Raw genomic sequence first — 23,139 nt, 5'->3', positions numbered from 1 at the left:
TTTAATGCATAGCAAATAATTGACCAAAAGAATACCCGCCGGTCAGTGATAAGTCATATGACAATACCGGCAAAAATGTATATCATTTTTGATATGCAAACTCAGAATGGCTCACCGCGTGAAAGCAAAAGACTTCAGGATCGATGAACTCAGGATCGTTCGCACCATCGCCGAAACCGCCAGCGTCAGCAAGGCGGCACAGCTGTTGGATATGCCGCAATCCAATGTGTCGCGCACCCTGACGGCGCTGGAGCGGCGGCTTGGCCTGGAGATATTTCTACGCAGCCCAAGAACGCTGTCTTTGACCGAGTTTGGTGAGCAGTTTTTACGCCGTGCCGCTCAGCTATTGGATGAGCATAACGACCTGCTCGATATGTCCGGCACCTATAAACAAAGCCTGAATGGCATGGTGACGCTCGGTGCGCCGATCGGCATTCATTCTTTCCTGACCCGTTATGTTCTGCCGCCCCTGCTGCGAGAATCCCCCGAACTGATTATCGACCTGGTCACCCGTAACCCGGATGAGCGTGAGAAAAAGTACGGCGCGGTTTTCGACAGCGACTGCGATCTGCTGATTAGCTTCTTCCAGCCCCAAAACGAAAGCCTGATTGCTCGGCCATTGACCCGTTTTCGCGTCGGGCTGTTTGCCTCACCAGATTATATTGCCCGCTCCCCGCTAACCGAACTGGCGGAACTGACGCAGCATCGCTGCATTACCCTGCGGGTATTGGGCGGCAGCCGTAATACCTGGAGTTGTTATAACTTGCAGGGCCAGTTGGAGCAGGTGGAGGTCAATGGCACCAGCATCTGCGACAATATTCTGCCGGCGGTCGAACTGGCCAAACAGGGGTTGGGGATTGTTCATGCGCCTTATTACTCGGTGGCCTCGGCGCTGGAGTCCGGTTCGCTGCTGCCCTGCATTGAACGCGAACGCTGCATCGATATGCAGGCGTATCTTATTTACCGCCAACGCGGCGTGCTCCCCCACCGGGTGCAGGTGATGATGGACAGCATCATGAATACCATCAAGCTGCACGAACATCGATTGGTCTAGTGCAGTGAGTGGTTTACTCAAACAGGAGTCGTTATGACACAAAACATTTATGACAATCAGGCGTTTTTCGACGGCTATGCCCAGCTCAGCCGCTCGGTGCACGGGCTGGACGGTGCACCGGAATGGCAAACCATCCGTAGCATCCTGCCGGATTTGCAGGATAAAAAAGTGGTCGATCTCGGCTGTGGTTATGGCTGGTTCTGCCGCAGCGCGCGTGAACAAGGCGCCGCTAGCGTTTTGGGATTGGATCTGTCGGAGAAAATGCTCGATAAGGCACGGGCGATGACTCAGGATGCCGGTATAGAATACCGCCAACAGGATCTGGAGCAGCTTCAACTGCCAACGGCTTCTTTTGATCTGGCCTACAGCTCGCTGACGCTGCACTACATCGAAGATCTGGCCCGGCTGTTCGCCACGGTTTATCAGGCGCTGGTGCCGGGCGGACAGTTTATCTTTACCGCCGAACACCCGATTTACACCGCACCAAAACAGCAGGGCTGGTTGGTGGATGAGAACGGGCAAAAATCCTGGCCGGTCAACGGTTATCAGCAGGAAGGCCAACGCATTTCAAACTGGTTGGCGGAAGGGGTGATCAAGCAGCACCGCATGCTCGGCAGCTACCTTAATCTGCTGGTGCAGCAAGGTTTTGTCGTGAGTTATCTCAATGAATGGGGCCCTTCGGCGCAGCAAATCGCAGAAACCCCCGCGCTGGACGAAGAGAAAGAACGCCCGATGATTTTTATTCTGGCTGCCCATAAACCCGCGTAGTTATCCCCTGCCACAGTAAATTCTTAACACATCCAATATTGGGGAGGCTGCCTCCCCCAATGTCACCTATGGCCTAACCTTCAGGCACGGATATCCTGATATTCCGGCGTGGTGTCAAACTCATGTTTGGCGAACGGGCACAGCGGAATAATCTTACGGTTTTCCGCCCGCATTTTCGCCACCACCAGCGCCACCAGCTTTTTACCGACGCCCTGACCTTTCAATACCTCATCCACCCAGGTGTGATCGATAATGGTTAATTTGTCGCCGCTCGGTACAAAGGAGATCTCGGCGATCATTTTTCCCTGCCGATCGTTTATATAGAAACGTTTCTCGTCTGCCAGAATTTCAAGATCCATAAATTTATCCCATTTTAAAAGTGCGTAACTGTTGGTGATCGCTAGAACAAACCTGATATTAGACTACTATTTAAACAGTAATACAGCATAATGTTGACAGTGGCTAAGGAGTTCAAAATGGGTGAAAGCTCAAAAGACGGCGTTATTCTGCTATCTCGAATCTTGTTGATGATCCTGTTTATCATTTTTGGCTGGATGAAGCTGACCAGCTTTGGCGCAACCGTGACGGCAATGGAGGGTTATGGTACGCCAATGCCGTATTTGGCGGCGATTATCGCCGTGGTGGTTGAATTCTTTTTTGGCATCGCGCTTATTCTCGGGTTATTTACCCGCCCTATTGCGGTTATTTTTGCCGTCTATGTCCTCGGCACCGCTTTTATCGGTCACCCGTTCTGGAAAATGACCGGCATGGAAATGATGGGCAACGAAATAAACTTCTTTAAAAATATCAGCATTATCGGCGGTCTGCTGCTGTTGGCGGTCACCGGTGCCGGGCGTTATTCGCTGGACTACAAATTCTTCAATAAATAATCTCTTCCAGCCGGCGGCAGCGCTGCCGGCTGATCCTCCACAATACCCTAACGGCTGCGCTTGGCGTGGCGCTCGAAATTATCCGCCCTGGCCTGCGCCGATTTGCGCAGCGTGACATAGCAAGCCCCTTCACCGCCGTCACGCGGCAGCGCCCGGCAAAAAGCCTGCACCTGTTCAAACTGTGCCAGCCATTTGGCGAGATAGCTGCGAATGATATTGGCATGGCTCTCCTCTTCCCGCCCACGCCCGTGGATAATCAGCAGCGAACGCAGGTTTTGCTTTTCTGCCTGCAGAATAAAGCGAAACAGCGCCTGCCGCGCAGCCTCCACCGATTGTTTCAGCAGGTTCAGGCTGGCCTGCGGCGGATAGCGGCCATGGCTCAGCTTGTCCAGAACGCCCTGCTGAATGCCCTCGCCTTTGTATTCCAACGGGACTTCGCAAGGGATCAGTTCGAGAAAGCCGGTGCTGAGAAAGTTTTCCTGCCGCAGCGCCTCGGCCTCACGGCGTGCGCTTTTATCCACCGTGTCCTGCGGTTTGAGGTACAAGGTCTCGGGGGCACTGGATAACGGGATCACATCCGCCATCGCCTGTTCAAAAAAGTCTTTGTCCTGGTTGCTCATCGCTCTGCCACTCCTAGACTGGGCCTTTAATGCCGGGAATGACCCTGATTGTAAGACGCCTCACCCCGGTTGCAAGCCGGGAATTTTCCGCAATCGTCGTCAACGGGTGAGGTTCTGTGCAGTTTTCGTTATACTGCTAAACCATTATTGAGTGCCGCAAAGGATCGATCCCATGAAAATGCGCGAGCTGGAAACCCAGTTTCAAAATGCCATGAGCGAGTTGCAGGCCAGCTTCGAAAAGCAGCACCGTGAATGGCAGCACAGCTATCAGGCACTGCAGCAGTTGCTGGAAGAGGCTAAACAGCGCGAAGTCGCATTGCGTATGCAAAATGAGCAGCTGGTGCGCAAGCTGAGCACCGCCAGTTCAGTGCCGGAACAGCACGCGTTAGTGAAGCAAATCAAAATGCTGGGCGCCCATCTGGACGCGCTGGCCAAGGATGCAGCCACCTTTAACCACCACCTGCGTCATCAACAGCGGGCAGCCGACAATTTCAGCGGCGAACAGCGTTGACACCGGGCGCTGTCACGCAGCGCCTCCTGCCAAATACTGGCGCTATGAGAGTGTAATAAATCATAAATGACCTGGATCATCATCGCTGCCCTGATCGTTGTATTTATTATTGGTTACCGCATTCTGACTTCCGATACTCGCAAAGCCATCGACTCTCTGGCCCACCTGCTGAAAGTCAAACCGATGCTGATTGAATCCATGATTCAGGAGATGGGCAGCCGCAACAGCCAGACTTTTATCCGCGTGCTGAACAACGGTTACACCGAAGAGATGCACCAGGCGGTCTATTTGCTGTTTATCTATCTGACCTTTATCAAACAGGCGGATGACCACCAGATAGCTCTGTGGCGGGAAACGCTGATACGCGCCGGGCTGTCGCCGGAGCTGCATGCCGAACATACCGAAGCCGCGCTGTTTTACTTTGCCGATCTGGATATCGACGCTTTCGAACTGGCGCAGTTTCGCCGCGCTTACAATGAGCGTTTTAATCAGGAAGCGATTGCGAACTGGTAAGAATGTGTCCCCCGCAGGCGGGGGAAGCATTACTGGAACATGCTGTAGATATAGCGCGAAAGCGCATCACGCGAGCTGAAGCCGTGTGGAATGCCATAACGCGCACTCGGGGCATCGCTGCTTAAATCCAGGGGAAACTCAAGGTACTGATTGCTGATGCGCACCGGCGAGGTCGGCGTGGCAAAATGCACGCTTTTCTCTTTTAGCGCCGGGTGGATCACCAACGCGGTTCTGCCCATCCGCGCTTCACGATTCACATATACGTAGTGCTCACCCTTGCGGTAACCATAAGACTGGTCGGTGACATAATCACGCTCAAAGCCAGTATTCTCCAACACCCTAGCCACTTCATCCGGCCGTAAATACATCGATTTCTCCTCTCGTTCTGGACCGCTGAGCGACCTTACCGTAATCATGAGATGAAACAATAAATTTTTCGGTATGGATGTGGGTTTAGGAATAATCCTTAATTATGGATTCTGGCGGTTTTGCAGCAGCAAGCGCAGCGTCAACAGCACGCCCAGAAACACTATCAGCGCCGCCGCCAGATAGATTGATGGCACGCCCATGCGGCTCATCAGCAAACCGGCCAACGGCCCGGTGATCCCCAGCGCCAGATCGAGAAACGCCGAGTAGGTGCCCAGCGCAGTGCCCTGATTCTGTTGCGGCACCTGTTTCACCGCCTCCACGCCCAGTGCCGGGAACACCAGCGAGAAACCGGCCCCCGCCAGCAAAGCCCCGGCCTGCACCATCAGCGGATCGCCAGCCTGCCAAATCATCAACAAGCCGATAATCTCGATCAGGAACGACACCAGCGTGACCTTCAAACCGCCGTGGCGATTAATCGTCTGGCTAAATATCAGGCGGATACCGACAAAGGCAACGCTGAACAGCGTCAGTGAGAACGCGGCCCCGCTCCAGCCCTTATCAGCATAGTAGAGGGTGATAAAAGTGGCGATCACGCCAAAACCCACGGTGCCCATCGCCAGTCCGAGGCCGTAAGCCCAGATGCGGCCGAACACGGCGCTAAAGGCAATGCGCTGACCGGCGGCGATCGTCACATTGGGCTTACCGCTCGCCAGCCACAGCGAAACCGCGACCGCCAGCACAATCAGCGCCGCCACCCCGGCCAATCCCCAATGCTGGTTGAGATAGACGCCGAGTGGCGCTCCGGCCGCCATGGCACCGTATGTCGCCACCCCATTCCATGAAATTACCCGGGCGGTATGCAGTGGCCCCACCAGACCAATGCCCCACAGCGTGGAGCCGGTGCTGGCAAAGCTTTCGCCGACGCCGAGAAACACCCGGCCGACACATAGCAGAATTAAACTCAACAACGGCAGGCCGCTGAACCAAAAGGCCGCGGCGTAAAACAGACCGCTTGCACCGCAGCAGGCCAGGCCGAACAGCACCACCTTTTTTGGCCCGAGCTGATCGGCATAGCGCCCGGCATGCGGGCGGCTAAACAAGGTAGCGAAATACTGGGCGCTGATAATCAAACCGGCCAGTACCGAGTTGTAGCCCAGGTCGTTATGCACAAACCCAGGCAGCACCGCCAACGGCAGGCCGATGGTCAGGTAACAGACGAAGGTGAACATCACGACCGACAAAATACGTTTATTCAGTTGGAGATGGTTTTCTTTGGAACTGATTGCGGTCATCGAAGGTGGCTCGCATCGAACGGGGTAAGCAACAGTGCTCAGCATACCCCGATGGGATCCGATGATAAATGCGAGAGTTATAACGAATTATTATTTAACTACGCGTTTGTTGCCTGCGCCATTCGCTCGGATTGACGCCATAAATACGCAAGAACTCGCGGTTAAAGTTCGACTTGGTGGTAAAGCCCGCCGCCTGCATGATATCTGTCACCGGATCATCACTGGCAAGCAGCCACTGCGCCGCCTGGTGGACACGCAGCTGATTCACATATTGCGACACATTCATGCCCGCATGCCGATTGATGGCTTGTGACACCCGACGTGTCGGCAAGCCCACTTTACGCGCCAATCGGGCCAGATTCAGCTCGGGCTCCAGATAAAGATCATCCTGCCGCAGCCGCTGTTGTACCCGGTCAAACCACTCGGCCAGTTGCCCTTCGTTTTCAATAACCTCCGGTGTCGGCTCCGGCAGCGGCTCCACCGGGTTATCCAGAGGGCGGCTACGGGACAGCACCAGGTATAGGCTCAAGGCCACCAGCAAGTTAACGATGGTCGCCAGCACGCCTGCTTGCCGGCCATCGAACAGTGAAAAATCGAGTGCAATCACCAGTTCGGCCAGCGCGATGGCTATCAGCAGCATGCCCAAACCGCGCCACAACCGGTAACTGAGCCAGCTTTCCGCCAGCGCCACCTGCTGTAAAGCGTTCTCACCGCGCCGCAACGCGTACAACAGTGCCACGCCATAACCCAGATAAGCGCTAACAATCAGGGTATCCAGCCAGAAAGGCGCGATCAGGCTGGCCAACAGCGTCAGCCCCAGCGGCGTCAGGTGCCCGAGTTCACGCCAGCGAAGCCGGCCCTGGGTACTGACCAAAAAGGCCAGATAGGTCAACGCCGGGATCGCCACCGCGCCGAAGGGTTGCAACCCATTGAATTGCGTCACGCCATAGCCGTAGCGAACTCCCACCAGCAAACTTTGCCAGGCGCATAACAGCAGCAATAGCTGGAAAACCCAAAGCTGCGCCCGTGGTCGTCCCAGGCGGTACAGCAGCCCCAGGCACAGCAAACCAAACAGAAAAGTGAGCGGAATAAGTGGCATTATCGGCATCTTGTTGTGTTCACACAGAACCGGCAGTGTACTGTCAAAACAATCATTTAACGACCCGGATCGCGATCGAGGTCGCCGGATAGCGCCGCCAATGCCACCCTCCCCAGGTCAACATTTTGAGGAGTGAAAATGAACAGAGCGTTATTGTTGTGGATACTGCTGTGCGGCGTTGCCAGCGCTACCCCTTATCAGGTCGCCACCCGCGATGAAGTCTTTCAGGCCGGTTCACGTTCGTTGAACAGCCGAATTTACTACCCCACCACCGAGACCCATCAACAAAGGGTCATCGGGGCGAATCCGGTCTTTACCGGTATCAACAGCCAACCGGATGCCGCTGTCGCCGGTGGACGTTTCCCGCTGATCGTTATCAGCCACGGCAGCGGCGGCAACAATGCCAGTCAGGCCTGGCTGGCGGCGGCGTTAGCCCAACAGGGAATCATTGTCGTGGCGGCCAATCACCCCGGCAGTACCACCGGCAACTCTGTCCCGGCACTCTCCGCCGAATTGTGGTTACAGACCGAAGATATTTCCGCCTTGATCAGCGCCATCACTGCCGAACCCCAGTGGGATAAAGTCATTAATCGCCAGATGATTGGCGTTATCGGCCACTCCAAGGGCGGTTACAGTGCCATTGCCGCCATCGGTGGGCGAGTCCGGCTGGCCGATTTCATCAGCGGCTGCCGACAGGCCCCGCAGTCACCCAACTGCCAGTTTTATACCCAGGCCAAGGTTGATTTGGGCGCGCTTTCCGCCCGGCAATTTGAGGCTGATTATACCGACCCACGCATCCGCTTTGCCGTTGCCCTCGATCCCGGCATGGTGCCTTATCTGCTGCCTGCCAGCCTGCGTCGGCTCAGCGCCCCTTTATTGGTCATCGAACCTCAGCGTTTTGAACCCGACAGTCGGCTCCCCGGCCTTGGCGGTGCCGCACTGGCCAAAGACGCAGGCCAGCAACCAATTGATGCACTACGGCTGTCGAAGGGTAACCATTTCGATTTTATTCCGCTGTGTCAGCCGAATGGCCGCCAAATTCTGGCCGCAGAGGAGGAAGAGGCAGCGGTGTTATGCGCTTCCTCCAATACGCAGCGTGAATGGGTACACCAGAAGACCCTCGCGGCCATAATGACGTTTATTCGCCCGTGGCTACCCGCGCCCGCAGGAAATCAATAAACGCCCGCACCTTTTCCGGCACGTGGCGCGTGTTTGGGTAAAGCGCATAAATGCTTTGCGCCGGAAATTGATGGTCTGCCAGCAGCGGGCACAGCTTGCCTTCGGCAATGGCGGGCCGCACCAGCCATTCGGGCAGCAATGCCACCCCGGCACCGTGCAGGGCAAAAGCCAACAGGGCGGCGGCGCTGTCCCCCATCAGCGTGGCGGCATCTTCAACCTTGAACAGCACCGCCTGCCGTTCCGGGGTAATCACCTGCCAGTTCAAGGGGGAACTTAGTCGGCTGTGGGCTATCCACTGCGCCTGTGCCAGTTGCGCCAGCGAGCCAACGGGATGGCGGGCCAGATACGCCGGTGAGGCGACCGGCAGGATAGCAAAGCTGTCGAGCCGTGCGGCGTGATGACTGGAGTCCGCCAGTTGCCCCAGCCGGATCGCCACGTCGAAGCGCTCCGAAATCAAATCGGCATGATAAGAAGAAGAAACGTGCTGAATGCGCAAGCGCGGATGCAACAGGGAAAATGCCGCCAGCGCCGGTACCACCACCTGCGCGCCGTATTCCGGCGTGGTGGTGATACGCAATACCCCGCTCAGGCCGTGGTGATCGCGGCGCACGTCATCCAGCACATTCTCCGCGTCTTGCAGCAGCCGCAGGCAGCGTTGATAAAAGCGCTCGCCGGCATCGGTCAACGCCAGCCGCCGGGTACTGCGCACCAGCAACGATACGCCCAACTCGCTTTCCAACTGTTTGACATTGAAACTGACCACCGCCTTGGTTTGCCCCAATGCCACCGCTGCGGCGGTGAAACTTCCCGCGTCTACCACCGCCACAAAAATCGCCAAACGCTGCAGGTTAAGCATAGTGTTGCCCGTTATTGTCAAAATTATTTTGACAGTGTAATCGTTCGCAGCCGATTTATCCGCAGTTTCCCACCCGCTACACTGCGGGCCTTCAACCGGAGGCCCCATGCCCTATCGCATCAAAGTCGCAATCGTCTATCTGCTCGGATTTTTTGTCGATCTGATCAACATGTTTATCGCCAATGTCGCTTACCCGTCGATCGGCCATGCGCTGCAGGCTTCGGTCGGTGAACTGGCCTGGGTCAGTAACGGTTATATTCTCGGCCTGACGCTGGTGATCCCGCTCAGCGCCTGGCTGGCACAGCGTATCGGGGGACGGCGGGTATTCTTGCTGTCGCTGACGCTGTTTATGCTGGCGACGACTGCGGCGGGCTACGCCGGCTCCATTGGCGAGTTGATTGGTTGGCGGGTGCTACAAGGTATGGGGGGCGGCTTGTTGATCCCTATCGGCCAAACGCTAACCTATCAGCTGTATCGCAGCCACGAACGCGCTGGGCTTTCCGCCGCCATTATGCTGGTCGGCCTGCTGGCCCCGGCGCTGTCACCTGCATTGGGTGGGTTGATTGTCGACAGTCTTGACTGGCGCTGGGTGTTTTTCGCCAACCTGCCGCTGGCGGCACTGGCGTTGTTGCTGGCCGCGCTGTGGTTACGCCCGCAGGCAGCGGATACTCAGCGCAGGCCGCTCGATCTCAATGGGCTACTCAGCGCCTGCGCCGCATTGACGCTAATCCTGCTGGGACTGACCCGGCTGGGTGAAACCGATGGCCTGACGCAGGGCATGGTGTTGTTGGCTGCCGGAGCACTGATGCTGGCCTATTACCTGCGACGCAGCCTGCGCATTGCCCAACCGCTGCTGAATTTGCGGCTGATGCAAGATCCGTTGCTGCGCACTTCAATGATGATTTATCAATGCATCCCCGGCCTGTTTATCGGCGTCAGCCTGGTCGCCATGCTGTATCTGCAAAATCAATTGGGTATGCACGCCGCCCAGGTCGGCAGCCTGATGCTCCCTTGGTCGCTGGCCTCGTTCCTGGCCATTACGCTGACCGGCAAGAAATTTAACCGCCTTGGCCCACGACCGCTGTTTATCGCCGGTTGCCTGCTGCAGGGGCTGGGCATTCTGGCGCTATCGCAAATTAGCCACGCCGGGGATCATGGGTTGCAACTGGCGGCCTTCGCCCTGATGGGCTTTGGCGGCAGCCTGTGCAGCAGCACCGCGCAAAGCAGCGCTTTCCTGCAGATTGCCGATGAGCAACTGGCGGATGCCAGCGCACTGTGGAATATCAATCGGCAGCTCAGCTTTTGCCTGGGGGTCGCCCTGCTCAGCCTGCTGCTGAATCTGCTGCTTGAACATTTTTCACCCGCCGTCGCTTACCAAAGCTGTTTTTACCTGGCCGCCGCCAGCACGCTGATCCCACTGCTGCTGTGTCTGCGCATCGCTAACCGCGCCATCGTGCGCCGTCTCAATACTCAACAGGAAAACTGATGAACCGCTATTTTACCGAAGTGATAGACGCTCATGTCGCCATTGAAAACTGGCTGGAGAAAGGTGCAGGGGAAGAACAGGCCTTATTGGCACGTTTTGATCCGGCGTTCAGCATGATCGCGCTAAACGGCAGTCGGCTGGATTTCGCCGCACTGAGCGCTTTTTTCCACGCGCATCGCGCCGCTAAACCGGGGCTGGAAATTACTATAGAAGAGATGACGTTAGTGGCCGAATGGCCGACGGGTGCGGTGGTCAGCTACCGTGAAAAGCAAATGTTGCCTGGGCAGGCGGCAACGCTACGCAACTCCACCGTGGTGTTCGAACAGACCCAAGCCGGGCTGGGCTGGCGGCACCTGCATGAAACCACGCTGGCACAGTAATCAGAGAAAGCCGTCGGCCAGGAACAGCTCCCAGGCGACAATCAGCCCACACAGGGTAACGGCGCTGAAAATCACTTCGAATAAATAACGATTGATCATCAAGAGCTAGCCCTCAAAAGAAAACACCCGGCAAAACCGGGTGTTTACATAGCGTCTGGATGCTGCGGTACCCGCAGACTTCACTTATTTAGCGGCTGGAGCTGCTTTTTTGGTCGCTTTGTGGTGCTTTTTAGCGGCCTGAGCTTTCTGCACTGGCGCTTTTTTGTGGTGTTTTTTAGCAGCCTGAGCTTTCTGAGCTGGGGCTTTTTTGCTTACTTTGTGGTGAGTTTTAGCAGCCTGGGCTTTCTGGGCTGGGGCTTTAGTGGCCGCTTTGTGGTGCTTTTTAGCGGCCTGAGCTTTCTGCACGGCGGCTTTTTTGTGGTGTTTTTTAGCAGCCTGAGCTTTCTGTGCTGGGGCTTTTTTGGTTGCCTTGTGATGCGTTTTCTTATGATGAGTGGCTTTAGCTGGAGCCTTCTCAGCAGCGGCTGCTGGTGCAGCTTTAGTCATGGTTGCCGCTGGAGCTGCAGCTGCTGGAGCCACTGCATCAGCAGCGAAAGCAACAGAAGACAGACCCATGGTAGCTGCAACGATCAGGGCTAATACTTTTTTCATCTTTAATTCCTCAGAGTGTTTTTTCAGTAAGCCCCGTTGGGCCGTTGAAGCAGATACTAGAGGAATCGATGAGCGGCTTCCGTGAGTGATTGGTTTCGCCGAGTAACCAAATGTACAGCGCTTGTGAACCGCGTACACAAGTCTATGCTGGAAGCTGAAAACCCCTTTACGACAGGCTGACAGCGCCATGAAAACCTCATCGATAAAAGTGACCCCGGCAAACTTTGCCGGGCTGAGCGCTGGTGCCCTGCTGCTGCTGGCTTTGCTCTATCTGTTTATCCGCCACTGGGCTGAGTTCGTTCAATATTGCATCAATGCCCAGATCTATATGCACCGCTATCTGGTGCTGTACCTGCTGCAACAGCGCAATCATCAGTACAGCGGTGGGGTGATGCTGGCGCTGGGCAGCTTTATCTACGGTTTTTTACACTCCGTTGGCCCCGGCCACGGCAAGTTTGTTATCACCACTTACCTGGCCACTCACCGCAGGCAGTTGAACGCCAGCCGGCTTATCACTCTGCTCGGTAGCCTGATGCAGGGCGTTGTAGCTATCCTTTTCGTGCTGATACTGGCGGTGACGCTGAACCTGTCAATGGGCGATCTCAGCCTGAGCCGTTACTGGCTGGAAAAAGGCAGCGCGCTGTTTATTGCCGCTTTCGGCCTGATGGTGATCCTGCGCGCCACCGGGTGGCGCTGGCGCAAGCTACCGACGTTCAAAGCACCAAGGCCGTTAACAGCCACCGCTCAACACAGCCATGAAGACGATTGTGACTGCGGCCACCGGCATTTGCCCGAGGCTGCAGACCTGACCGGCGGCTGGCGCAATGCGCTGTGGCTTATCGTTTCTATCGGTATTCGCCCCTGCAGCGGCGCGATCCTCATATTGGTATTTGCCAACGCCGTTGGCATGTTCACCTGGGGTGTAATTTCAACCATGAGCATGGCGCTGGGAACCGCGCTGTCGATCATGATCCTCGCCACTTTGGTACACCACGCGCGTGAAAAATTTATCGCTGCCAACGGTCAACTAACGGGCAAGCGCCTGGCACAAGCATCGCGGCTGGCGGTTATTTTAGGCGGTGTGCTGCTGGTCCTGTTCGCGCTGGTGCTGTTCAGTTCGGTCATCCCGGTCAGTGCCAACGGCGACTTTATTGCCGCCGGATGCTGATGGCATCCATTACGTCGCTATCTGCCGCGAAAACAGAACCTAATGGACGTTTTTTCCGTGATCGCCTACACAGTTTGAAAAATGGTCTACACTTAAAAGACATGTGTCGAAACGGAGAATCGAATGTTTAAGAGATCTGAAAAAGTTGAACGCGACATCGATCAGGACGTCACCCTGCTGGCGGATACGCTGGATGAGGTGCTACGCGAATCCGGTGACAAGACCAAGGAGGAACTGAAAGAGTTGCACAGTAAGGCAAAAGGCGTTTTACGCGATGCCCGTGCGCGCTTCAATGGCTCCAGCAATTTGACACAGCACGCCCGCGATGCCGTCGAACAAGCCGACAGCTACGTGCGCGACAAACCTTGGCAGGGCGTTGGGATTGGGGCCGCTGTCGGCATCGTCCTTGGCGTACTGCTGGCCCGGCGTTAACACCCCTTGCAGTCATAAAGATAAAACAGATGTGCGTCTGGCCCACGGGAAACCGTGGGCCGTTTAATTTCTGCCTTTGAACAACTCAGCCAATCTGGCCACCGCACGTTCCGTCTCGGCCTGCTGAGTAAAGTTGGCAAACCCCATCAGCAAGCCAGTCCCTGCAGGTTCTGTGATTCGCCAGTCCGATAGCGCCTGCACCGATAACCCGCACCGCCAGGCGTCCTGCGCCAAACGCCGATCCTGTCCATCCTGTTTAAAACGCGCCAATAGCTGAATGCCGCCGTCCTGCGACGCCACCGTCAAATAGTCGCTCAACTGTTGTTCCAGCGCTTGCGCCAGCCATGCCCTGCGCTGACGGTAGATTGGCCGCATGCGCTTCAAATGACGATAGAAATGCCCCTGTTCAATAAAGTCCGCCACGCTGGCCTGTAACAGCGGTGGGCAACCGCAGCCACGCAGCCGACTGCTGTGACCAAAGGCTTCCACCTGCCCTGTCGGTACTACTAAATACGCCATGCGCAACGCCGGGAACAGCGTTTTGCTGAAGGTTCCGGCGTAGAGTACCCGCCCCTGACGATCGAGACTTTTCAGCGGCGGCAACGGCCTGCCGTGGTAACGAACCTCACTGTCGTAATCATCTTCAATCACCCATGCCGCCTGTTGCTGCGCCCATTCCAGCAATGCCATGCGCCGCGCCAGGCTAAGCGAAACCCCCAACGGACTTTGATGGGTCGGCGTCAGCACCGCCATCCTTGCCTGAGGCGCCCTGGCCATGCCGCTGGCAATATTCATGCCCTGTTCATCGACCGGTACCGCCACCGGCCGCATGCCGGCGGCTTGAAACAGCGGCAGCGTCACCGGATAGCCCGGATCCTCCAGCCAGACCTGATCGTCCGGCTTGAGCAGGGTACCGATCACCAGATCCAGCAGCGCCTGATAGCCCGCGCAGATAAATACCTGTTCCGGTCGGCAACTGATGCCGCGTGAAAGCTGCAAATAATTGACGATCGCCGCACGCAGTTCAGGCAATCCCTGCGTTGAAGGATGGGCCAAAGCAGCCAGTGGACTGGTGCGTAATTGGCGGCCGACAATCCGCTGCCACAGTGCGCGAGGAAAGGCATCCAACGCCGGTAGCCCCAGTTGAAACGGCTGGGTGGCGCCGTTCGGATGCAGCGGATTTGCCGTCACCGTTGGCAACGGCTCCACCGCCAGCGCCGCACGCACCGGCAGGTTCTGCAACTGCGGCGAAACATAGGTACCCGCCTGCCCCCGACTTTGCAGAAAACCTTCGGCAATCAGCTGGGCATAGGCACTTTCTACCGTGGCGCGCGCCACGCCCAGATCGCTCGCCAGTCCACGAACCGAAGGCAAGCGGCTGCCCGCCGGCAGGGTTCCCTGCGCTATGGCGTCTTTGATCCGCAGATAGATCTGCCGGTACAGCGGGTCGGCGAGCCGGCTGTCCAGCGGTAGGGAGGAAAGAAACTGACGCATCATGGCCCGGTTAAATAATCATTTTATGGCCCTATAGCATAGTCCATATCACCGCTAAAGTAGCGTCATGTTCCTGTTATTCGCTCACCGAGGTTGACCATGATTAAGCAACGTTTGAACTATTCCGTACTCTCCCCCGCGCCGTACAAAAGCATGGTGAGCGCCCTGATGGCGCTGGAGAAAGGCGCGCTGGACAAAGCGACAATTGAACTGATGTTCATGCGTGTTTCGCAGATCAACGGCTGTGCCTTCTGCCTGGATATGCACGGTAAAACGCTACGCGAAAGCGGCGTCAATAACGCCAAACTGGACCAGTTGGCAGGCTGGCGCGTCAGCCATGAATTCAGTGAGCGCGAGCGTGCGGCGCTGGAATGGGCAGAGTCCGTCACCCTGATCGCCACAACCGGCGCACCGGACAGCGCGTTTGAAGCACTGCAAGCGCACTTCAGCGACGTGGAAATTGCCGATTTGACCTTCGCCATCAGCATCATGAACGCCTTTAACCGCCTGGCCATCAGCATGCGTCAGTGATAAAACCGCATTTCCCCTCTCGCGGCGAGAGGGGTTTTCCGTCAATAACCCTCTGCAAAAAATATTTACCCACCGCTTTCCCAGCCCGGCTGCGCCCTGCACGTAAAATCCATCAAAACACCATATATAGCGCGGTTGATAAATTAAATATCTACATATAGTATTTAGTCCATCAACCGCAGGGACGATGTCGCGGTCGATAACGCCGTCAGAAACGCCGTTCAATGCTCCGTTATCTGACCTTTCCGCCTTTCCTTCAGCTTAAAAGGTAAATGCGAATCATGAGCATTATTATTTACAGTAAACCGGACTGTGTCCAGTGCAACGCCACCTATCGCGCATTCGATAAACAAGGGATTGGTTATCAGGTGATCGACCTCACCCAGGATCAGCAGGCGCTGAGCCATGTCAAATCCCTTGGCTATCAGCAGGTTCCGGTAATTATCGCCGGTGACGATCACTGGTCCGGTTTCCGCCCGGACAAAATTGGCGCACTGGCTCACGCCCTGGTGCCTTGAGGCCGACCATGAACCCGCTGGTCTATTTCTCCAGCAGCTCGGAGAACACCCACAGGTTCGTTGAAAAGCTGGGCTTGCCGGCGATGCGCATACCGATCGCCGGTGCCCGCAGCAAACTGTTGATGGAAACACCCTATATTTTGATCGTGCCCAGCTATGGCGGCGGCAGCGCCGTGGGAGCCGTGCCGATCCAGGTGATCCGCTTTCTCAACGATCCGCAGAATCGCGCCTTCCTGCGCGGCGTTATCGCCGCCGGGAATACCAATTTCGGTGCAGCGTACGGCATTGCCGGCGATATCATCGCCAAAAAATGTCAGGTGCCTTTTCTTTACCGCTTTGAACTGCTCGGCACCACACAAGACGTTGCAAACGTTCGACAGGGAGTAACCGCATTTTGGCAACGACAGAACTGACCCGGCCCGCCACCAGCGCGCTGGATTACCATTCGCTCAACGCGATGCTCAATCTTTATGATGCCGAAGGTCGCATCCAGTTTGACAAGGATCGGCTGGCGGCGCGGCACTACTTCCTGCAGCACGTCAATCAGAACACCGTGTTCTTCCACAACCTGGAAGAAAAGCTGCGTTATCTGGTGGAAGAAGGCTATTACGAGCAAAGCGTGCTGGCGCAGTACGACTTCGCCTTTATCAAGCAGCTGTTCCAGCAGGCCTACGCGAAAAAATTCCGCTTCGAGACCTTTCTCGGGGCCTTCAAGTACTACACCAGTTACACGTTGAAAACCTTTGACGGCAAACGCTACCTGGAACGCTATGAAGACCGGGTGTGCATGGTCGCCATGACGCTGGCCGCTGGCGATACCGCACTGGCGCAGGATTTGGTAGAAGAGATGATCTCCGGTCGCTTCCAGCCGGCGACGCCAACCTTCCTCAACTGCGGCAAACAGCAGCGCGGCGAACTGGTTTCCTGCTTCCTGCTACGCATTGAAGACAACATGGAGTCGATTGGCCGGGCGGTGAATTCTGCGCTGCAACTGTCGAAGCGTGGCGGCGGCGTGGCATTTTTGCTGACCAACATCCGTGAAGTCGGCGCGCCGATCAAACGCATTGAGAACCAGTCCTCCGGCGTCATTCCAATCATGAAAATGCTGGAAGATGCCTTCTCTTACGCCAACCAGCTGGGCGCACGCCAGGGGGCCGGGGCGGTCTATCTCAATGCTCACCACCCGGATATCCTGCGTTTCCTCGACACCAAGCGCGAAAACGCCGACGAAAAGATCCGCATTAAAACGCTGTCGCTCGGCGTGGTGATCCCGGATATCACCTTCGAACTGGCAAAGAATAATGAAGAGATGTACCTGTTCTCGCCGTATGACGTCGAGCAGGTGTATGGCGTGCCCTTCTCTGAAATCAGCGTCAGCGAGAAATACCGCGAAATGGTGGATGACAAACGCATCCGCAAATCACGCATCAATGCGCGCGAGTTCTTCCAGGTGCTGGCGGAGATCCAGTTTGAGTCCGGTTACCCGTACATGATGTTTGAAGATACCGTCAATCGTGAGAATCCGATCGCCGGACGCATCAATATGAGTAACCTGTGCTCGGAGATTTTGCAGGTTAACCGCGCCAGCACTTACCACGATGACCTGAGCTATGACCAGGTAGGCAAGGATATCTCCTGCAACCTCGGCTCGCTGAATATCGCCAAAACCATGGATGCACCGGACTTCGGCAAAGCCATCGACACCGCAATCCGTGCGCTGACGGCCGTGGCGGACATGAGCGACATTCGTTCGGTGCCGTCGATCGCCGAAGGCAATCGCAGCTCGCACGCCATCGGTCTGGGCCAGATGAACCTGCATGGCTATCTGGCACGCGAACGCATCTTCTATGGCTCTGAAGAAGGCATCGACTTCACCAATATCTATTTCTATACCGTCGCTTACCACGCCATTCGCGCCTCGAACCAGTTGGCTATCGAGCGCGGCAGCGCATTCGCCGGCTTTGAGGATTCCACCTACGCCTCCGGTGAGTATTTCAGCAAATACACCGAACGGGATTGGCTGCCGCAGACCGAACGGGTTCGCGCCCTGTTCGCCGACGCCAATATTGCCATTCCAGGCCGTGAAGAGTGGCTGGCGCTGCGCCAGTCGGTAATGATGCACGGGTTGTATAACCAGAACCTGCAGGCGGTGCCACCGACCGGTTCCATTTCTTACATCAATAATTCGACCTCCAGCATCCATCCGATCGTGTCACGCATCGAGATCCGCAAAGAGGGCAAGATTGGCCGCGTGTATTATCCGGCGCCCTATATGACCAACGACAACCAGGAGTATTACCAGGATGCCTATGACATCGGGCCGGAAAAGATCATTGATACCTATGCCGCCGCCAGCCAGCACGTTGATCAGGGATTGTCGCTGACGCTGTTCTTCCGCGATACCGCCAGTACGCGCGACATCAACCGCGCGCAGATTTACGCCTGGCGTAAAGGCATCAAAACCATTTATTACATCCGCCTGCGCCAGATGGCGTTGGAAGGCACCGAGGTGCAGGGCTGCGTGTCCTGCGCGCTGTGAGGCAAATTATGAATAGCATTAAACCGGCGCAGCTGGTGCGCGCAGTCAACTGGAACATCATTGAAGACGACAAGGATCTGGAGGTGTGGAACCGTCTGACTTCCAACTTCTGGCTGCCGGAGAAAGTGCCGCTGTCGAACGATATTCCGTCGTGGGCCACGCTGACGCCGAAGGAACAGCAACTGACCATCCGGGTGTTCACCGGCCTGACGCTGCTGGATACCATTCAGAATACCGTCGGCGCACCCGCGCTGATCGCTGATGCCATTACGCCGCACGAGGAAGCGGTGTACTCCAATATCAGCTTTATGGAGGCGGTACACGCCCGCTCCTACAGCTCGATTTTCTCCACGCTGTGCCAAACGCCGGACGTCGACGACGCCTACCGCTGGAGCGAGGAAAACCGTGCGCTGCAGAAAAAGGCCAGCATCATTTTGGCCCATTACCGCAGTGACGATCCGCTGATGAAAAAGGTCGCCAGCGTGTTCCTCGAGTCCTTCCTGTTTTATTCGGGCTTCTACCTACCGATGTACTGGTCGAGCCGCGCCAAACTGACCAACACCGCCGATCTGATCCGGCTGATCATCCGCGACGAGGCAGTCCACGGCTATTACATTGGCTATAAATTCCAGAAGGGGTTGGAGAAAGTCGATGCCGCCCGCCGGCAACAGGTGAAAAACTTTGCCTTCGATCTGCTGCAGGACCTGTATGACAACGAGGTGCGTTACACCGAGGAGCTGTACGACGGCGTGGGCTGGAGCGAAGACGTGAAAACCTTCCTGCACTATAACGCCAACAAGGCGCTGATGAACCTGGGTTACGAAGCGCTGTTCCCGCCGTCGATGGCGGAGGTCAATCCGGCGATTCTGTCTGCGCTGTCGCCAAACGCCGATGAGAATCACGATTTCTTCTCCGGCTCCGGCTCGTCTTACGTGATTGGCAAAGCGGTCAATACCGAGGATGACGACTGGGATTTCTGAGGTTAATTATCGCGATATCGTCCTAATGAGGACGGTATCGCAACATTAATAACCAAGCTCTTTCTGACTTCGGATCGCCAGAATAAATGCCGTATCAATATCAGGAATGTATTTGTAAAGAGCCAAATATCCATGAGTTTGCTGACCAATGATCAACTCACGCTTTCCTGACCCAAGCGGCCGACCAATTAGCGGATTATGTTCCAGTACTGCAATAGCCTGGATAATTTCCTCAATTCGCCGTCCTGAGTCTGCAACCTCATAATGTGCCAAATGGACGAGAATACGCTCAATATCATCCCTGACCTCTGGCGCCAACTCGACTTTTGTCATTAGTCCCCCAGCTTTTTAACAGAAGGTTTGGCTGCAGCAGTGTCCCCTGCTACATAACTTTCCAGATAGCTACGCATATCACTCCAGGGAATAGTTTCCCCCGTAGCAACAATGTTGGCATAACGTTTTTCCGCTTCTTCTTCAAAATTACGCCGCAATTCTTCCTGCTGAGTTTTCTCGGCAATAGCCTGCAGAATAAAGCTGTGTGAAGTCACGCCGGCTTGCTCTGCTACGGCCGCAACTCGGGCTTTAAGTTCTTCTGGTATACGGATGGTGGTAGTCGGCATAGTCAACAAACCTCGACACAGACAAAGCGAATGTAGCTCAATTGTGCTACATCAACATTGATTACTCAACAGCATTGTTCATTTAATCGCCATTGCACGCTGCCGGATGCGTTGCCAGATGGCCCGCTTTTCATCGTCATCGGCGCTCGACCAGGTGGCGATTTCATCCAGCGTACGCCAACAGCCACGGCACCACGCCTTTTCGGTGTCGATCTGGCAAACGTTATTGCAGGGGGAACGGACGCCATCGTCAATCTGGCTGCCCGCCTTCCTTCTTCTACTACGGCCTACCATTAAACACTTCCTCACGGTGGATTTCCTGCCACAGGATACCCGATCCCGTGGCGGAAAAACCGGCCGCAGGCATCAGATAATGCCACCGTTGGCACGCAGGGTTTGGCCGTTGATCCAGGCCCCGTCGGCACCGGCTAAAAATGACACCGCCGCGGCGATATCCTGCGGCTGGCCCAGGCGTTCCAGCGGCGCCATTTTCGCCAGTCGCTCGATTAACTCTGGCGTTTTACCGTCCAGGAACAATCCGGTGGCGGTCGGGCCTGGTGCTATCGCATTGACGGTGATATTACGCCCGCGCAGTTCTTTCGCCAGCACGCTGGTCAACGCCTCAACGGCGGCCTTACTGGCGGCGTACATGCCGTAGCTCGGTTGCAACAGCCCGACCACGCTGGAAGAAAAGTTGATGATGCGGCCATTGTCGCGCAGACGTTTCGCCGCTTCACGCAGAGTATTGAAGGTGCCTTTCAGGTTGATGTCGATCAGCCGGTCGGCATCGGCATCGCTCATTTCCGCCACTGGGGCCAGTGCAATTACCCCGGCGTTGTTGACCAAAATATCCACGCCGCCGAAGGCCTGTTCGGCATGATCAAACATTTTTGCCACCGCTGCGGCATCGCTGACGTCCGCTTTGGCGCTTAGCGCGCGGCCGCCATTTTGCTCAATTTTGCGCACCAGTTGATCGGCCAGGGCCTGATTACCTGAATAATTGACGATCACGGTCATACCGTCGGCGGCCAGCCGTTCGGCGATGGCGGCACCGATGCCGCGTGATGCGCCGGTTACGATGGCAACTTGTTGGGTAGTAGTGTTCATCTGATCTCTCCTCGTCGGCGCTGCGCCGGCAGGCTTGCTGGCGTGAGGTCATCATGCACCTTTCGCAATGGCGGATAATCCCCTAATCTTCGGTATCACTATTCGAATTTAGCGAACAATCTCATGGACAGAATTGACGCCATGCGTCTGTTCACCCGCGTGGTGGAACAACGCAGTTTTACCCAGGCCGCGCAGGATCTGGCTCTGCCACGATCGACGGTGACCGATGCTATCAAACAGCTGGAGGCCCGGTTGCAGGTGCGGCTGCTACAGCGCACCACTCGCCACGTCAGCCCCACGCTAGATGGTGAGGCCTACTATCAGCGCTGCCTGACTATTCTGGCGGATATCGAAGATGCCGAGATGGCCTTTGCCGGCGCAAAACCGCGTGGGTTATTACGCATTGATGTACACGGCACGCTGGCACGGCACTTTCTGCTGCCAGGGTTGCCCGACTTTCTGGCGCAATATCCGGATATCGAATTTTTTATGAGCGAAGGCGATCGGCTGGTGGATCCGGTGCGGGAAGGCATCGACTGCGTGATCCGCGTCGGCAAACTGAAAGACAGCGATATGGTGGCGCGTCGGCTGGGTGAGCTGGAGGAAGTGACCTGCGCTGCGCCGGACTATCTGCAACGCTTCGGCACGCCGCTTGGCATCAATGAACTTGAAGGACACCGCATGGTGGGTTTTCGCTCCTCGGCCAGCGGCAGCATAATGCCACTGGAGTTTAACGTCGCAGGCCAGCCGCAGCAGATAATCTTGCCCTGCACGGTGTCGGTCAGCGCGGCGGAAAGCCTGGTGGCAGCGGCCCGTATGGGATTGGGGATTATTCAGGTTCCGCGCTATCATCTGCGCGAAGACTTAGCCAGAGGCAGCCTGCTGCCGCTGTTACCACAATTCCCCTCCACGCCGATGCCGGTATCGCTGTTGTATCCGCGCAGTCGCCAGCTTTCGCCCCGGGTACGGGTATTTATCGACTGGTTCAGCAAGGTGTTCGCCGCAGCCAACCGCTGAAAAAACCGCCCCCATAAGGGCGGTCAATGGCTTACAGGGTGCCGTAATCCAGCGGTACCCAGTTGTAGCCTTCACCCTGCTGATTCAGATAGCCCAAACCCGGGAATGACAGATGCGCTGCGCCCACCAGCACACTCTGTCGGGCACTATCACTAAAGACTCGCAGGCGCTGAGCCACCGCCGCTTTGGCATCGCTGTCGAAACTTATTGCAACGCGCGGATCGGGAAGCTGCACTGCCGCCACATGGATCAGATCGCCAATCACCAGCAGCTTTTTGCCCTGGCTCTCTACCTGATAAATGCTGTGGCCCGGCGTATGGCCGTGAGCCGCGAACGCGCTGATCCCCGGAGACAACTCACCGTCACTGGCAAAAGATTTAAAGTGCCCGGCAGCCTGATAAGGTTTGATCGCCGCGATGGCCCTTTCAAACGAGGCTTTGTCTTCGCTCTTCGCCTGCTTCAGTCGGCTCTCGCTCAGCCAAAAATCGGCATCCTGCTGACTGGCGCGCACCACCGCATTCGGGAATACCGCCTTGCCGTTTTGCGACAGGCCGCCGAGATGATCCGGATGCAGATGGGTCAGATAAATTTCGTCCACCTGCTGCGGCTGGTAGCCGGCAGCCTTCAGATTGGCAACCAGCTTGCCCAACCCGTCCCCCAGCAATTTGCCGGCACCGGTATCAATCAGGATCAGCTTACTGCCGGTGTTGATCAAATAGGCATTGACCGAGGTGGCTAACGGCAGTTTCTGATGATGCTCCGCCAAGGCGGTTTCAATCTGCTTTGGCGAGCTGTTAAGCAGCAGTTTGTCCACCGGCAAACGGATGATGCCATCGGACAATACGGTGACTTCATAGCTGCCCAGCATAATGCGATAAAAACCCGGCGCGGGGGTTTTCACCTGTGCCGCAGCGGCCAGAGTTTGCAGTGACATGACGGCCAGCGCCGCCCCCAGCAGGTAACGTTTCCAGAACATAACGACTCCATATTGTAAATTTGGCAGCGCTAAGTATTAACGCAAAACCCAGAGCCTGCCCGGAAGAGCGATGACACAGGCAAAAAAAA

29 protein-coding genes are annotated in these 23,139 nt (G+C 56.2%); 16 read left to right on the top strand and 13 right to left on the bottom strand.

The features are described 5' to 3' along the window. Positions 1-106 precede the first annotated feature (106 nt). Positions 107-1,054: a LysR family transcriptional regulator gene (locus FCL49_RS20060; RefSeq protein WP_174354877.1), complete on the top strand. Its 948-nt coding sequence runs from the start codon at positions 107-109 to the stop codon at positions 1,052-1,054. 33 nt (positions 1,055-1,087) lie between these two features. Next, entirely contained in the window at positions 1,088-1,822 is a 735-nt protein-coding gene (locus FCL49_RS20055; protein ID WP_174354876.1) for a class I SAM-dependent methyltransferase, read from the top strand. 80 nt (positions 1,823-1,902) lie between these two features. Here FCL49_RS20055 and FCL49_RS20050 read toward each other — a convergent pair whose 3' ends face one another. Then, entirely contained in the window at positions 1,903-2,181 is a 279-nt protein-coding gene (locus FCL49_RS20050) for a GNAT family N-acetyltransferase (protein ID WP_012146411.1), read from the bottom strand. A 117-nt stretch (positions 2,182-2,298) separates the two neighbouring features. Between FCL49_RS20050 and FCL49_RS20045 the strand changes: the two genes are divergently transcribed. After that, positions 2,299-2,712: a DoxX family protein gene (locus FCL49_RS20045; protein WP_037422180.1), complete on the top strand. Its 414-nt coding sequence runs from the start codon at positions 2,299-2,301 to the stop codon at positions 2,710-2,712. Between the two features lie 47 nt (positions 2,713-2,759). Here FCL49_RS20045 and smrA read toward each other — a convergent pair whose 3' ends face one another. Then, entirely contained in the window at positions 2,760-3,332 is a 573-nt protein-coding gene (gene smrA / locus FCL49_RS20040; RefSeq protein ID WP_174354875.1) for a DNA endonuclease SmrA, read from the bottom strand. 172 nt (positions 3,333-3,504) lie between these two features. On the opposite strand from smrA, the gene FCL49_RS20035 reads away from it, so the two are divergent. Further along, positions 3,505-3,843 carry an MbeD/MobD family mobilization/exclusion protein gene (locus FCL49_RS20035; RefSeq protein WP_012146414.1) on the top strand — a complete coding sequence of 113 codons (339 nt, stop codon included), beginning with the start codon at positions 3,505-3,507 and terminating at the stop codon, positions 3,841-3,843. 66 nt (positions 3,844-3,909) lie between these two features. Further along, a complete protein-coding gene (locus tag FCL49_RS20030; protein WP_174354874.1) occupies positions 3,910-4,356 on the top strand; it encodes a DUF1198 family protein in 447 nt (148 codons plus the stop codon). Positions 4,357-4,385: 29 nt separating this feature from the next. Here FCL49_RS20030 and FCL49_RS20025 read toward each other — a convergent pair whose 3' ends face one another. The 3 genes from FCL49_RS20025 to FCL49_RS20015 all read right to left on the bottom strand — a co-directional run bounded on the left by FCL49_RS20025 (position 4,386) and on the right by FCL49_RS20015 (position 7,125). Further along, the gene (locus FCL49_RS20025; RefSeq protein ID WP_012146416.1) at positions 4,386-4,724 is read right to left on the bottom strand and encodes a DUF2002 family protein; all 339 of its coding nucleotides are present in this window, start codon (positions 4,722-4,724) and stop codon (positions 4,386-4,388) included. 102 nt (positions 4,725-4,826) lie between these two features. Next, positions 4,827-6,017, bottom strand: a complete 1,191-nt coding sequence (locus FCL49_RS20020; protein WP_174354873.1) for an MFS transporter — start codon at positions 6,015-6,017, stop codon at positions 4,827-4,829. A gap of 94 nt (positions 6,018-6,111) precedes the next feature. Next, a complete protein-coding gene (locus FCL49_RS20015) occupies positions 6,112-7,125 on the bottom strand; it encodes a helix-turn-helix domain-containing protein (protein ID WP_174354872.1) in 1,014 nt (337 codons plus the stop codon). Between the two features lie 129 nt (positions 7,126-7,254). On the opposite strand from FCL49_RS20015, the gene FCL49_RS20010 reads away from it, so the two are divergent. Further along, entirely contained in the window at positions 7,255-8,295 is a 1,041-nt protein-coding gene (locus tag FCL49_RS20010; protein ID WP_174354871.1) for an alpha/beta hydrolase family protein, read from the top strand. Here FCL49_RS20010 and FCL49_RS20005 read toward each other — a convergent pair. Continuing rightward, positions 8,255-9,151, bottom strand: a complete 897-nt coding sequence (locus tag FCL49_RS20005) for a LysR family transcriptional regulator (RefSeq protein WP_174354870.1) — start codon at positions 9,149-9,151, stop codon at positions 8,255-8,257. The genes FCL49_RS20010 and FCL49_RS20005 overlap by 41 nt on opposite strands. A 106-nt stretch (positions 9,152-9,257) precedes the next feature. On the opposite strand from FCL49_RS20005, the gene FCL49_RS20000 reads away from it, so the two are divergent. After that, the gene (locus tag FCL49_RS20000) at positions 9,258-10,637 is read left to right on the top strand and encodes an MFS transporter (RefSeq protein WP_174354869.1); all 1,380 of its coding nucleotides are present in this window, start codon (positions 9,258-9,260) and stop codon (positions 10,635-10,637) included. Then, on the top strand, positions 10,637-11,017 hold the full coding sequence (locus tag FCL49_RS19995) for a DUF4440 domain-containing protein (RefSeq protein ID WP_174354868.1): 381 nt from the start codon (positions 10,637-10,639) through the stop codon (positions 11,015-11,017). Before FCL49_RS20000 ends, FCL49_RS19995 begins: the two co-directional genes overlap by 1 nt. 183 nt (positions 11,018-11,200) lie before the next feature. Here the strand turns inward: FCL49_RS19995 and asr are convergent, their stop codons facing one another. Next, positions 11,201-11,668 (bottom strand): acid resistance repetitive basic protein Asr, encoded by a 468-nt coding sequence (gene asr / locus FCL49_RS19990; protein ID WP_174354867.1) that lies wholly within the window; start codon positions 11,666-11,668, stop codon positions 11,201-11,203. Positions 11,669-11,855: 187 nt separating this feature from the next. On the opposite strand from asr, the gene FCL49_RS19985 reads away from it, so the two are divergent. Then, positions 11,856-12,836, top strand: coding sequence for a nickel/cobalt transporter (locus FCL49_RS19985; protein ID WP_174354866.1), 981 nt, complete (start codon positions 11,856-11,858; stop codon positions 12,834-12,836). Positions 12,837-12,959: 123 nt separating this feature from the next. Then, a complete protein-coding gene (locus tag FCL49_RS19980) occupies positions 12,960-13,268 on the top strand; it encodes a DUF883 family protein (protein WP_037422211.1) in 309 nt (102 codons plus the stop codon). A 63-nt stretch (positions 13,269-13,331) separates the two neighbouring features. Here the strand turns inward: FCL49_RS19980 and FCL49_RS19975 are convergent, their stop codons facing one another. Further along, positions 13,332-14,765, bottom strand: coding sequence for a PLP-dependent aminotransferase family protein (locus FCL49_RS19975; protein WP_174354865.1), 1,434 nt, complete (start codon positions 14,763-14,765; stop codon positions 13,332-13,334). A 96-nt stretch (positions 14,766-14,861) separates the two neighbouring features. Here FCL49_RS19975 and FCL49_RS19970 point away from each other — a divergent pair, with 96 nt between their 5' ends. From FCL49_RS19970 to nrdF, 5 genes are all read left to right on the top strand, one after another. Beyond that, a complete protein-coding gene (locus FCL49_RS19970) occupies positions 14,862-15,293 on the top strand; it encodes a carboxymuconolactone decarboxylase family protein (RefSeq protein WP_174354864.1) in 432 nt (143 codons plus the stop codon). A 281-nt stretch (positions 15,294-15,574) separates the two neighbouring features. Beyond that, positions 15,575-15,811, top strand: a complete 237-nt coding sequence (nrdH, locus tag FCL49_RS19965) for a glutaredoxin-like protein NrdH (protein WP_012146427.1) — start codon at positions 15,575-15,577, stop codon at positions 15,809-15,811. 8 nt (positions 15,812-15,819) lie between these two features. Further along, positions 15,820-16,224 carry a class Ib ribonucleoside-diphosphate reductase assembly flavoprotein NrdI gene (nrdI, locus tag FCL49_RS19960; RefSeq protein ID WP_017893761.1) on the top strand — a complete coding sequence of 135 codons (405 nt, stop codon included), beginning with the start codon at positions 15,820-15,822 and terminating at the stop codon, positions 16,222-16,224. Next, on the top strand, positions 16,206-18,350 hold the full coding sequence (gene nrdE, locus FCL49_RS19955) for a class 1b ribonucleoside-diphosphate reductase subunit alpha (protein WP_217434511.1): 2,145 nt from the start codon (positions 16,206-16,208) through the stop codon (positions 18,348-18,350). Before nrdI ends, nrdE begins: the two co-directional genes overlap by 19 nt. Positions 18,351-18,358: 8 nt before the next feature. Next, the gene (nrdF, locus tag FCL49_RS19950) at positions 18,359-19,330 is read left to right on the top strand and encodes a class 1b ribonucleoside-diphosphate reductase subunit beta (RefSeq protein WP_112362826.1); all 972 of its coding nucleotides are present in this window, start codon (positions 18,359-18,361) and stop codon (positions 19,328-19,330) included. A 45-nt stretch (positions 19,331-19,375) separates the two neighbouring features. Here nrdF and FCL49_RS19945 read toward each other — a convergent pair whose 3' ends face one another. The 4 genes from FCL49_RS19945 to FCL49_RS19930 form a co-directional block, all read right to left on the bottom strand. After that, a complete protein-coding gene (locus tag FCL49_RS19945) occupies positions 19,376-19,663 on the bottom strand; it encodes a type II toxin-antitoxin system RelE/ParE family toxin (protein ID WP_061808370.1) in 288 nt (95 codons plus the stop codon). Beyond that, positions 19,663-19,950: a CopG family ribbon-helix-helix protein gene (locus FCL49_RS19940; RefSeq protein ID WP_061808371.1), complete on the bottom strand. Its 288-nt coding sequence runs from the start codon at positions 19,948-19,950 to the stop codon at positions 19,663-19,665. The genes FCL49_RS19945 and FCL49_RS19940 overlap by 1 nt, the downstream gene beginning before the upstream one ends. Positions 19,951-20,028: 78 nt before the next feature. Next, positions 20,029-20,244: a DUF1289 domain-containing protein gene (locus FCL49_RS19935; RefSeq protein WP_174354863.1), complete on the bottom strand. Its 216-nt coding sequence runs from the start codon at positions 20,242-20,244 to the stop codon at positions 20,029-20,031. 72 nt (positions 20,245-20,316) lie between these two features. After that, positions 20,317-21,057, bottom strand: coding sequence for an SDR family oxidoreductase (locus FCL49_RS19930; RefSeq protein ID WP_174354862.1), 741 nt, complete (start codon positions 21,055-21,057; stop codon positions 20,317-20,319). Positions 21,058-21,180: 123 nt separating this feature from the next. On the opposite strand from FCL49_RS19930, the gene FCL49_RS19925 reads away from it, so the two are divergent. After that, the gene (locus FCL49_RS19925; RefSeq protein ID WP_174354861.1) at positions 21,181-22,074 is read left to right on the top strand and encodes a LysR family transcriptional regulator; all 894 of its coding nucleotides are present in this window, start codon (positions 21,181-21,183) and stop codon (positions 22,072-22,074) included. A gap of 31 nt (positions 22,075-22,105) precedes the next feature. Here the strand turns inward: FCL49_RS19925 and FCL49_RS19920 are convergent, their stop codons facing one another. Beyond that, on the bottom strand, positions 22,106-23,050 hold the full coding sequence (locus FCL49_RS19920) for an MBL fold metallo-hydrolase (RefSeq protein WP_174354860.1): 945 nt from the start codon (positions 23,048-23,050) through the stop codon (positions 22,106-22,108). Between the last annotated feature and the right edge of the window lie 89 nt (positions 23,051-23,139).

It is taken from the genome of Serratia proteamaculans (assembly GCF_013337185.1).
In the GTDB taxonomy this organism is placed as follows: Bacteria; Pseudomonadota; Gammaproteobacteria; order Enterobacterales; family Enterobacteriaceae; genus Serratia; species Serratia proteamaculans_D.
This window is presented reverse-complemented; position numbering and strand designations above follow the sequence as displayed.

Coding starts and splice junctions, on each gene's coding strand:
- FCL49_RS19975 (WP_174354865.1), bottom strand. CDS start 14,765: ATGATGCGTCAGTTTCTTTCCTCCCTACCGCTGGACAGCCGGCTCGCC.
- nrdF (WP_112362826.1), top strand. CDS start 18,359: ATGAATAGCATTAAACCGGCGCAGCTGGTGCGCGCAGTCAACTGGAAC.
- FCL49_RS20025 (WP_012146416.1), bottom strand. CDS start 4,724: ATGTATTTACGGCCGGATGAAGTGGCTAGGGTGTTGGAGAATACTGGC.
- FCL49_RS19925 (WP_174354861.1), top strand. CDS start 21,181: ATGGACAGAATTGACGCCATGCGTCTGTTCACCCGCGTGGTGGAACAA.
- nrdH (WP_012146427.1), top strand. CDS start 15,575: ATGAGCATTATTATTTACAGTAAACCGGACTGTGTCCAGTGCAACGCC.
- FCL49_RS20060 (WP_174354877.1), top strand. CDS start 107: ATGGCTCACCGCGTGAAAGCAAAAGACTTCAGGATCGATGAACTCAGG.
- FCL49_RS19985 (WP_174354866.1), top strand. CDS start 11,856: ATGAAAACCTCATCGATAAAAGTGACCCCGGCAAACTTTGCCGGGCTG.
- FCL49_RS20030 (WP_174354874.1), top strand. CDS start 3,910: ATGACCTGGATCATCATCGCTGCCCTGATCGTTGTATTTATTATTGGT.
- FCL49_RS20005 (WP_174354870.1), bottom strand. CDS start 9,151: ATGCTTAACCTGCAGCGTTTGGCGATTTTTGTGGCGGTGGTAGACGCG.
- smrA (WP_174354875.1), bottom strand. CDS start 3,332: ATGAGCAACCAGGACAAAGACTTTTTTGAACAGGCGATGGCGGATGTG.
- FCL49_RS20010 (WP_174354871.1), top strand. CDS start 7,255: ATGAACAGAGCGTTATTGTTGTGGATACTGCTGTGCGGCGTTGCCAGC.
- FCL49_RS19920 (WP_174354860.1), bottom strand. CDS start 23,050: ATGTTCTGGAAACGTTACCTGCTGGGGGCGGCGCTGGCCGTCATGTCA.
- FCL49_RS20050 (WP_012146411.1), bottom strand. CDS start 2,181: ATGGATCTTGAAATTCTGGCAGACGAGAAACGTTTCTATATAAACGAT.
- nrdI (WP_017893761.1), top strand. CDS start 15,820: ATGAACCCGCTGGTCTATTTCTCCAGCAGCTCGGAGAACACCCACAGG.
- FCL49_RS20055 (WP_174354876.1), top strand. CDS start 1,088: ATGACACAAAACATTTATGACAATCAGGCGTTTTTCGACGGCTATGCC.
- asr (WP_174354867.1), bottom strand. CDS start 11,668: ATGAAAAAAGTATTAGCCCTGATCGTTGCAGCTACCATGGGTCTGTCT.
- FCL49_RS19970 (WP_174354864.1), top strand. CDS start 14,862: ATGATTAAGCAACGTTTGAACTATTCCGTACTCTCCCCCGCGCCGTAC.
- FCL49_RS19940 (WP_061808371.1), bottom strand. CDS start 19,950: ATGCCGACTACCACCATCCGTATACCAGAAGAACTTAAAGCCCGAGTT.
- FCL49_RS20045 (WP_037422180.1), top strand. CDS start 2,299: ATGGGTGAAAGCTCAAAAGACGGCGTTATTCTGCTATCTCGAATCTTG.
- FCL49_RS20020 (WP_174354873.1), bottom strand. CDS start 6,017: ATGACCGCAATCAGTTCCAAAGAAAACCATCTCCAACTGAATAAACGT.
- FCL49_RS19980 (WP_037422211.1), top strand. CDS start 12,960: ATGTTTAAGAGATCTGAAAAAGTTGAACGCGACATCGATCAGGACGTC.
- FCL49_RS20000 (WP_174354869.1), top strand. CDS start 9,258: ATGCCCTATCGCATCAAAGTCGCAATCGTCTATCTGCTCGGATTTTTT.
- FCL49_RS19995 (WP_174354868.1), top strand. CDS start 10,637: ATGAACCGCTATTTTACCGAAGTGATAGACGCTCATGTCGCCATTGAA.
- FCL49_RS20015 (WP_174354872.1), bottom strand. CDS start 7,125: ATGCCGATAATGCCACTTATTCCGCTCACTTTTCTGTTTGGTTTGCTG.
- FCL49_RS20035 (WP_012146414.1), top strand. CDS start 3,505: ATGAAAATGCGCGAGCTGGAAACCCAGTTTCAAAATGCCATGAGCGAG.
- FCL49_RS19935 (WP_174354863.1), bottom strand. CDS start 20,244: ATGGTAGGCCGTAGTAGAAGAAGGAAGGCGGGCAGCCAGATTGACGAT.
- FCL49_RS19945 (WP_061808370.1), bottom strand. CDS start 19,663: ATGACAAAAGTCGAGTTGGCGCCAGAGGTCAGGGATGATATTGAGCGT.
- FCL49_RS19930 (WP_174354862.1), bottom strand. CDS start 21,057: ATGAACACTACTACCCAACAAGTTGCCATCGTAACCGGCGCATCACGC.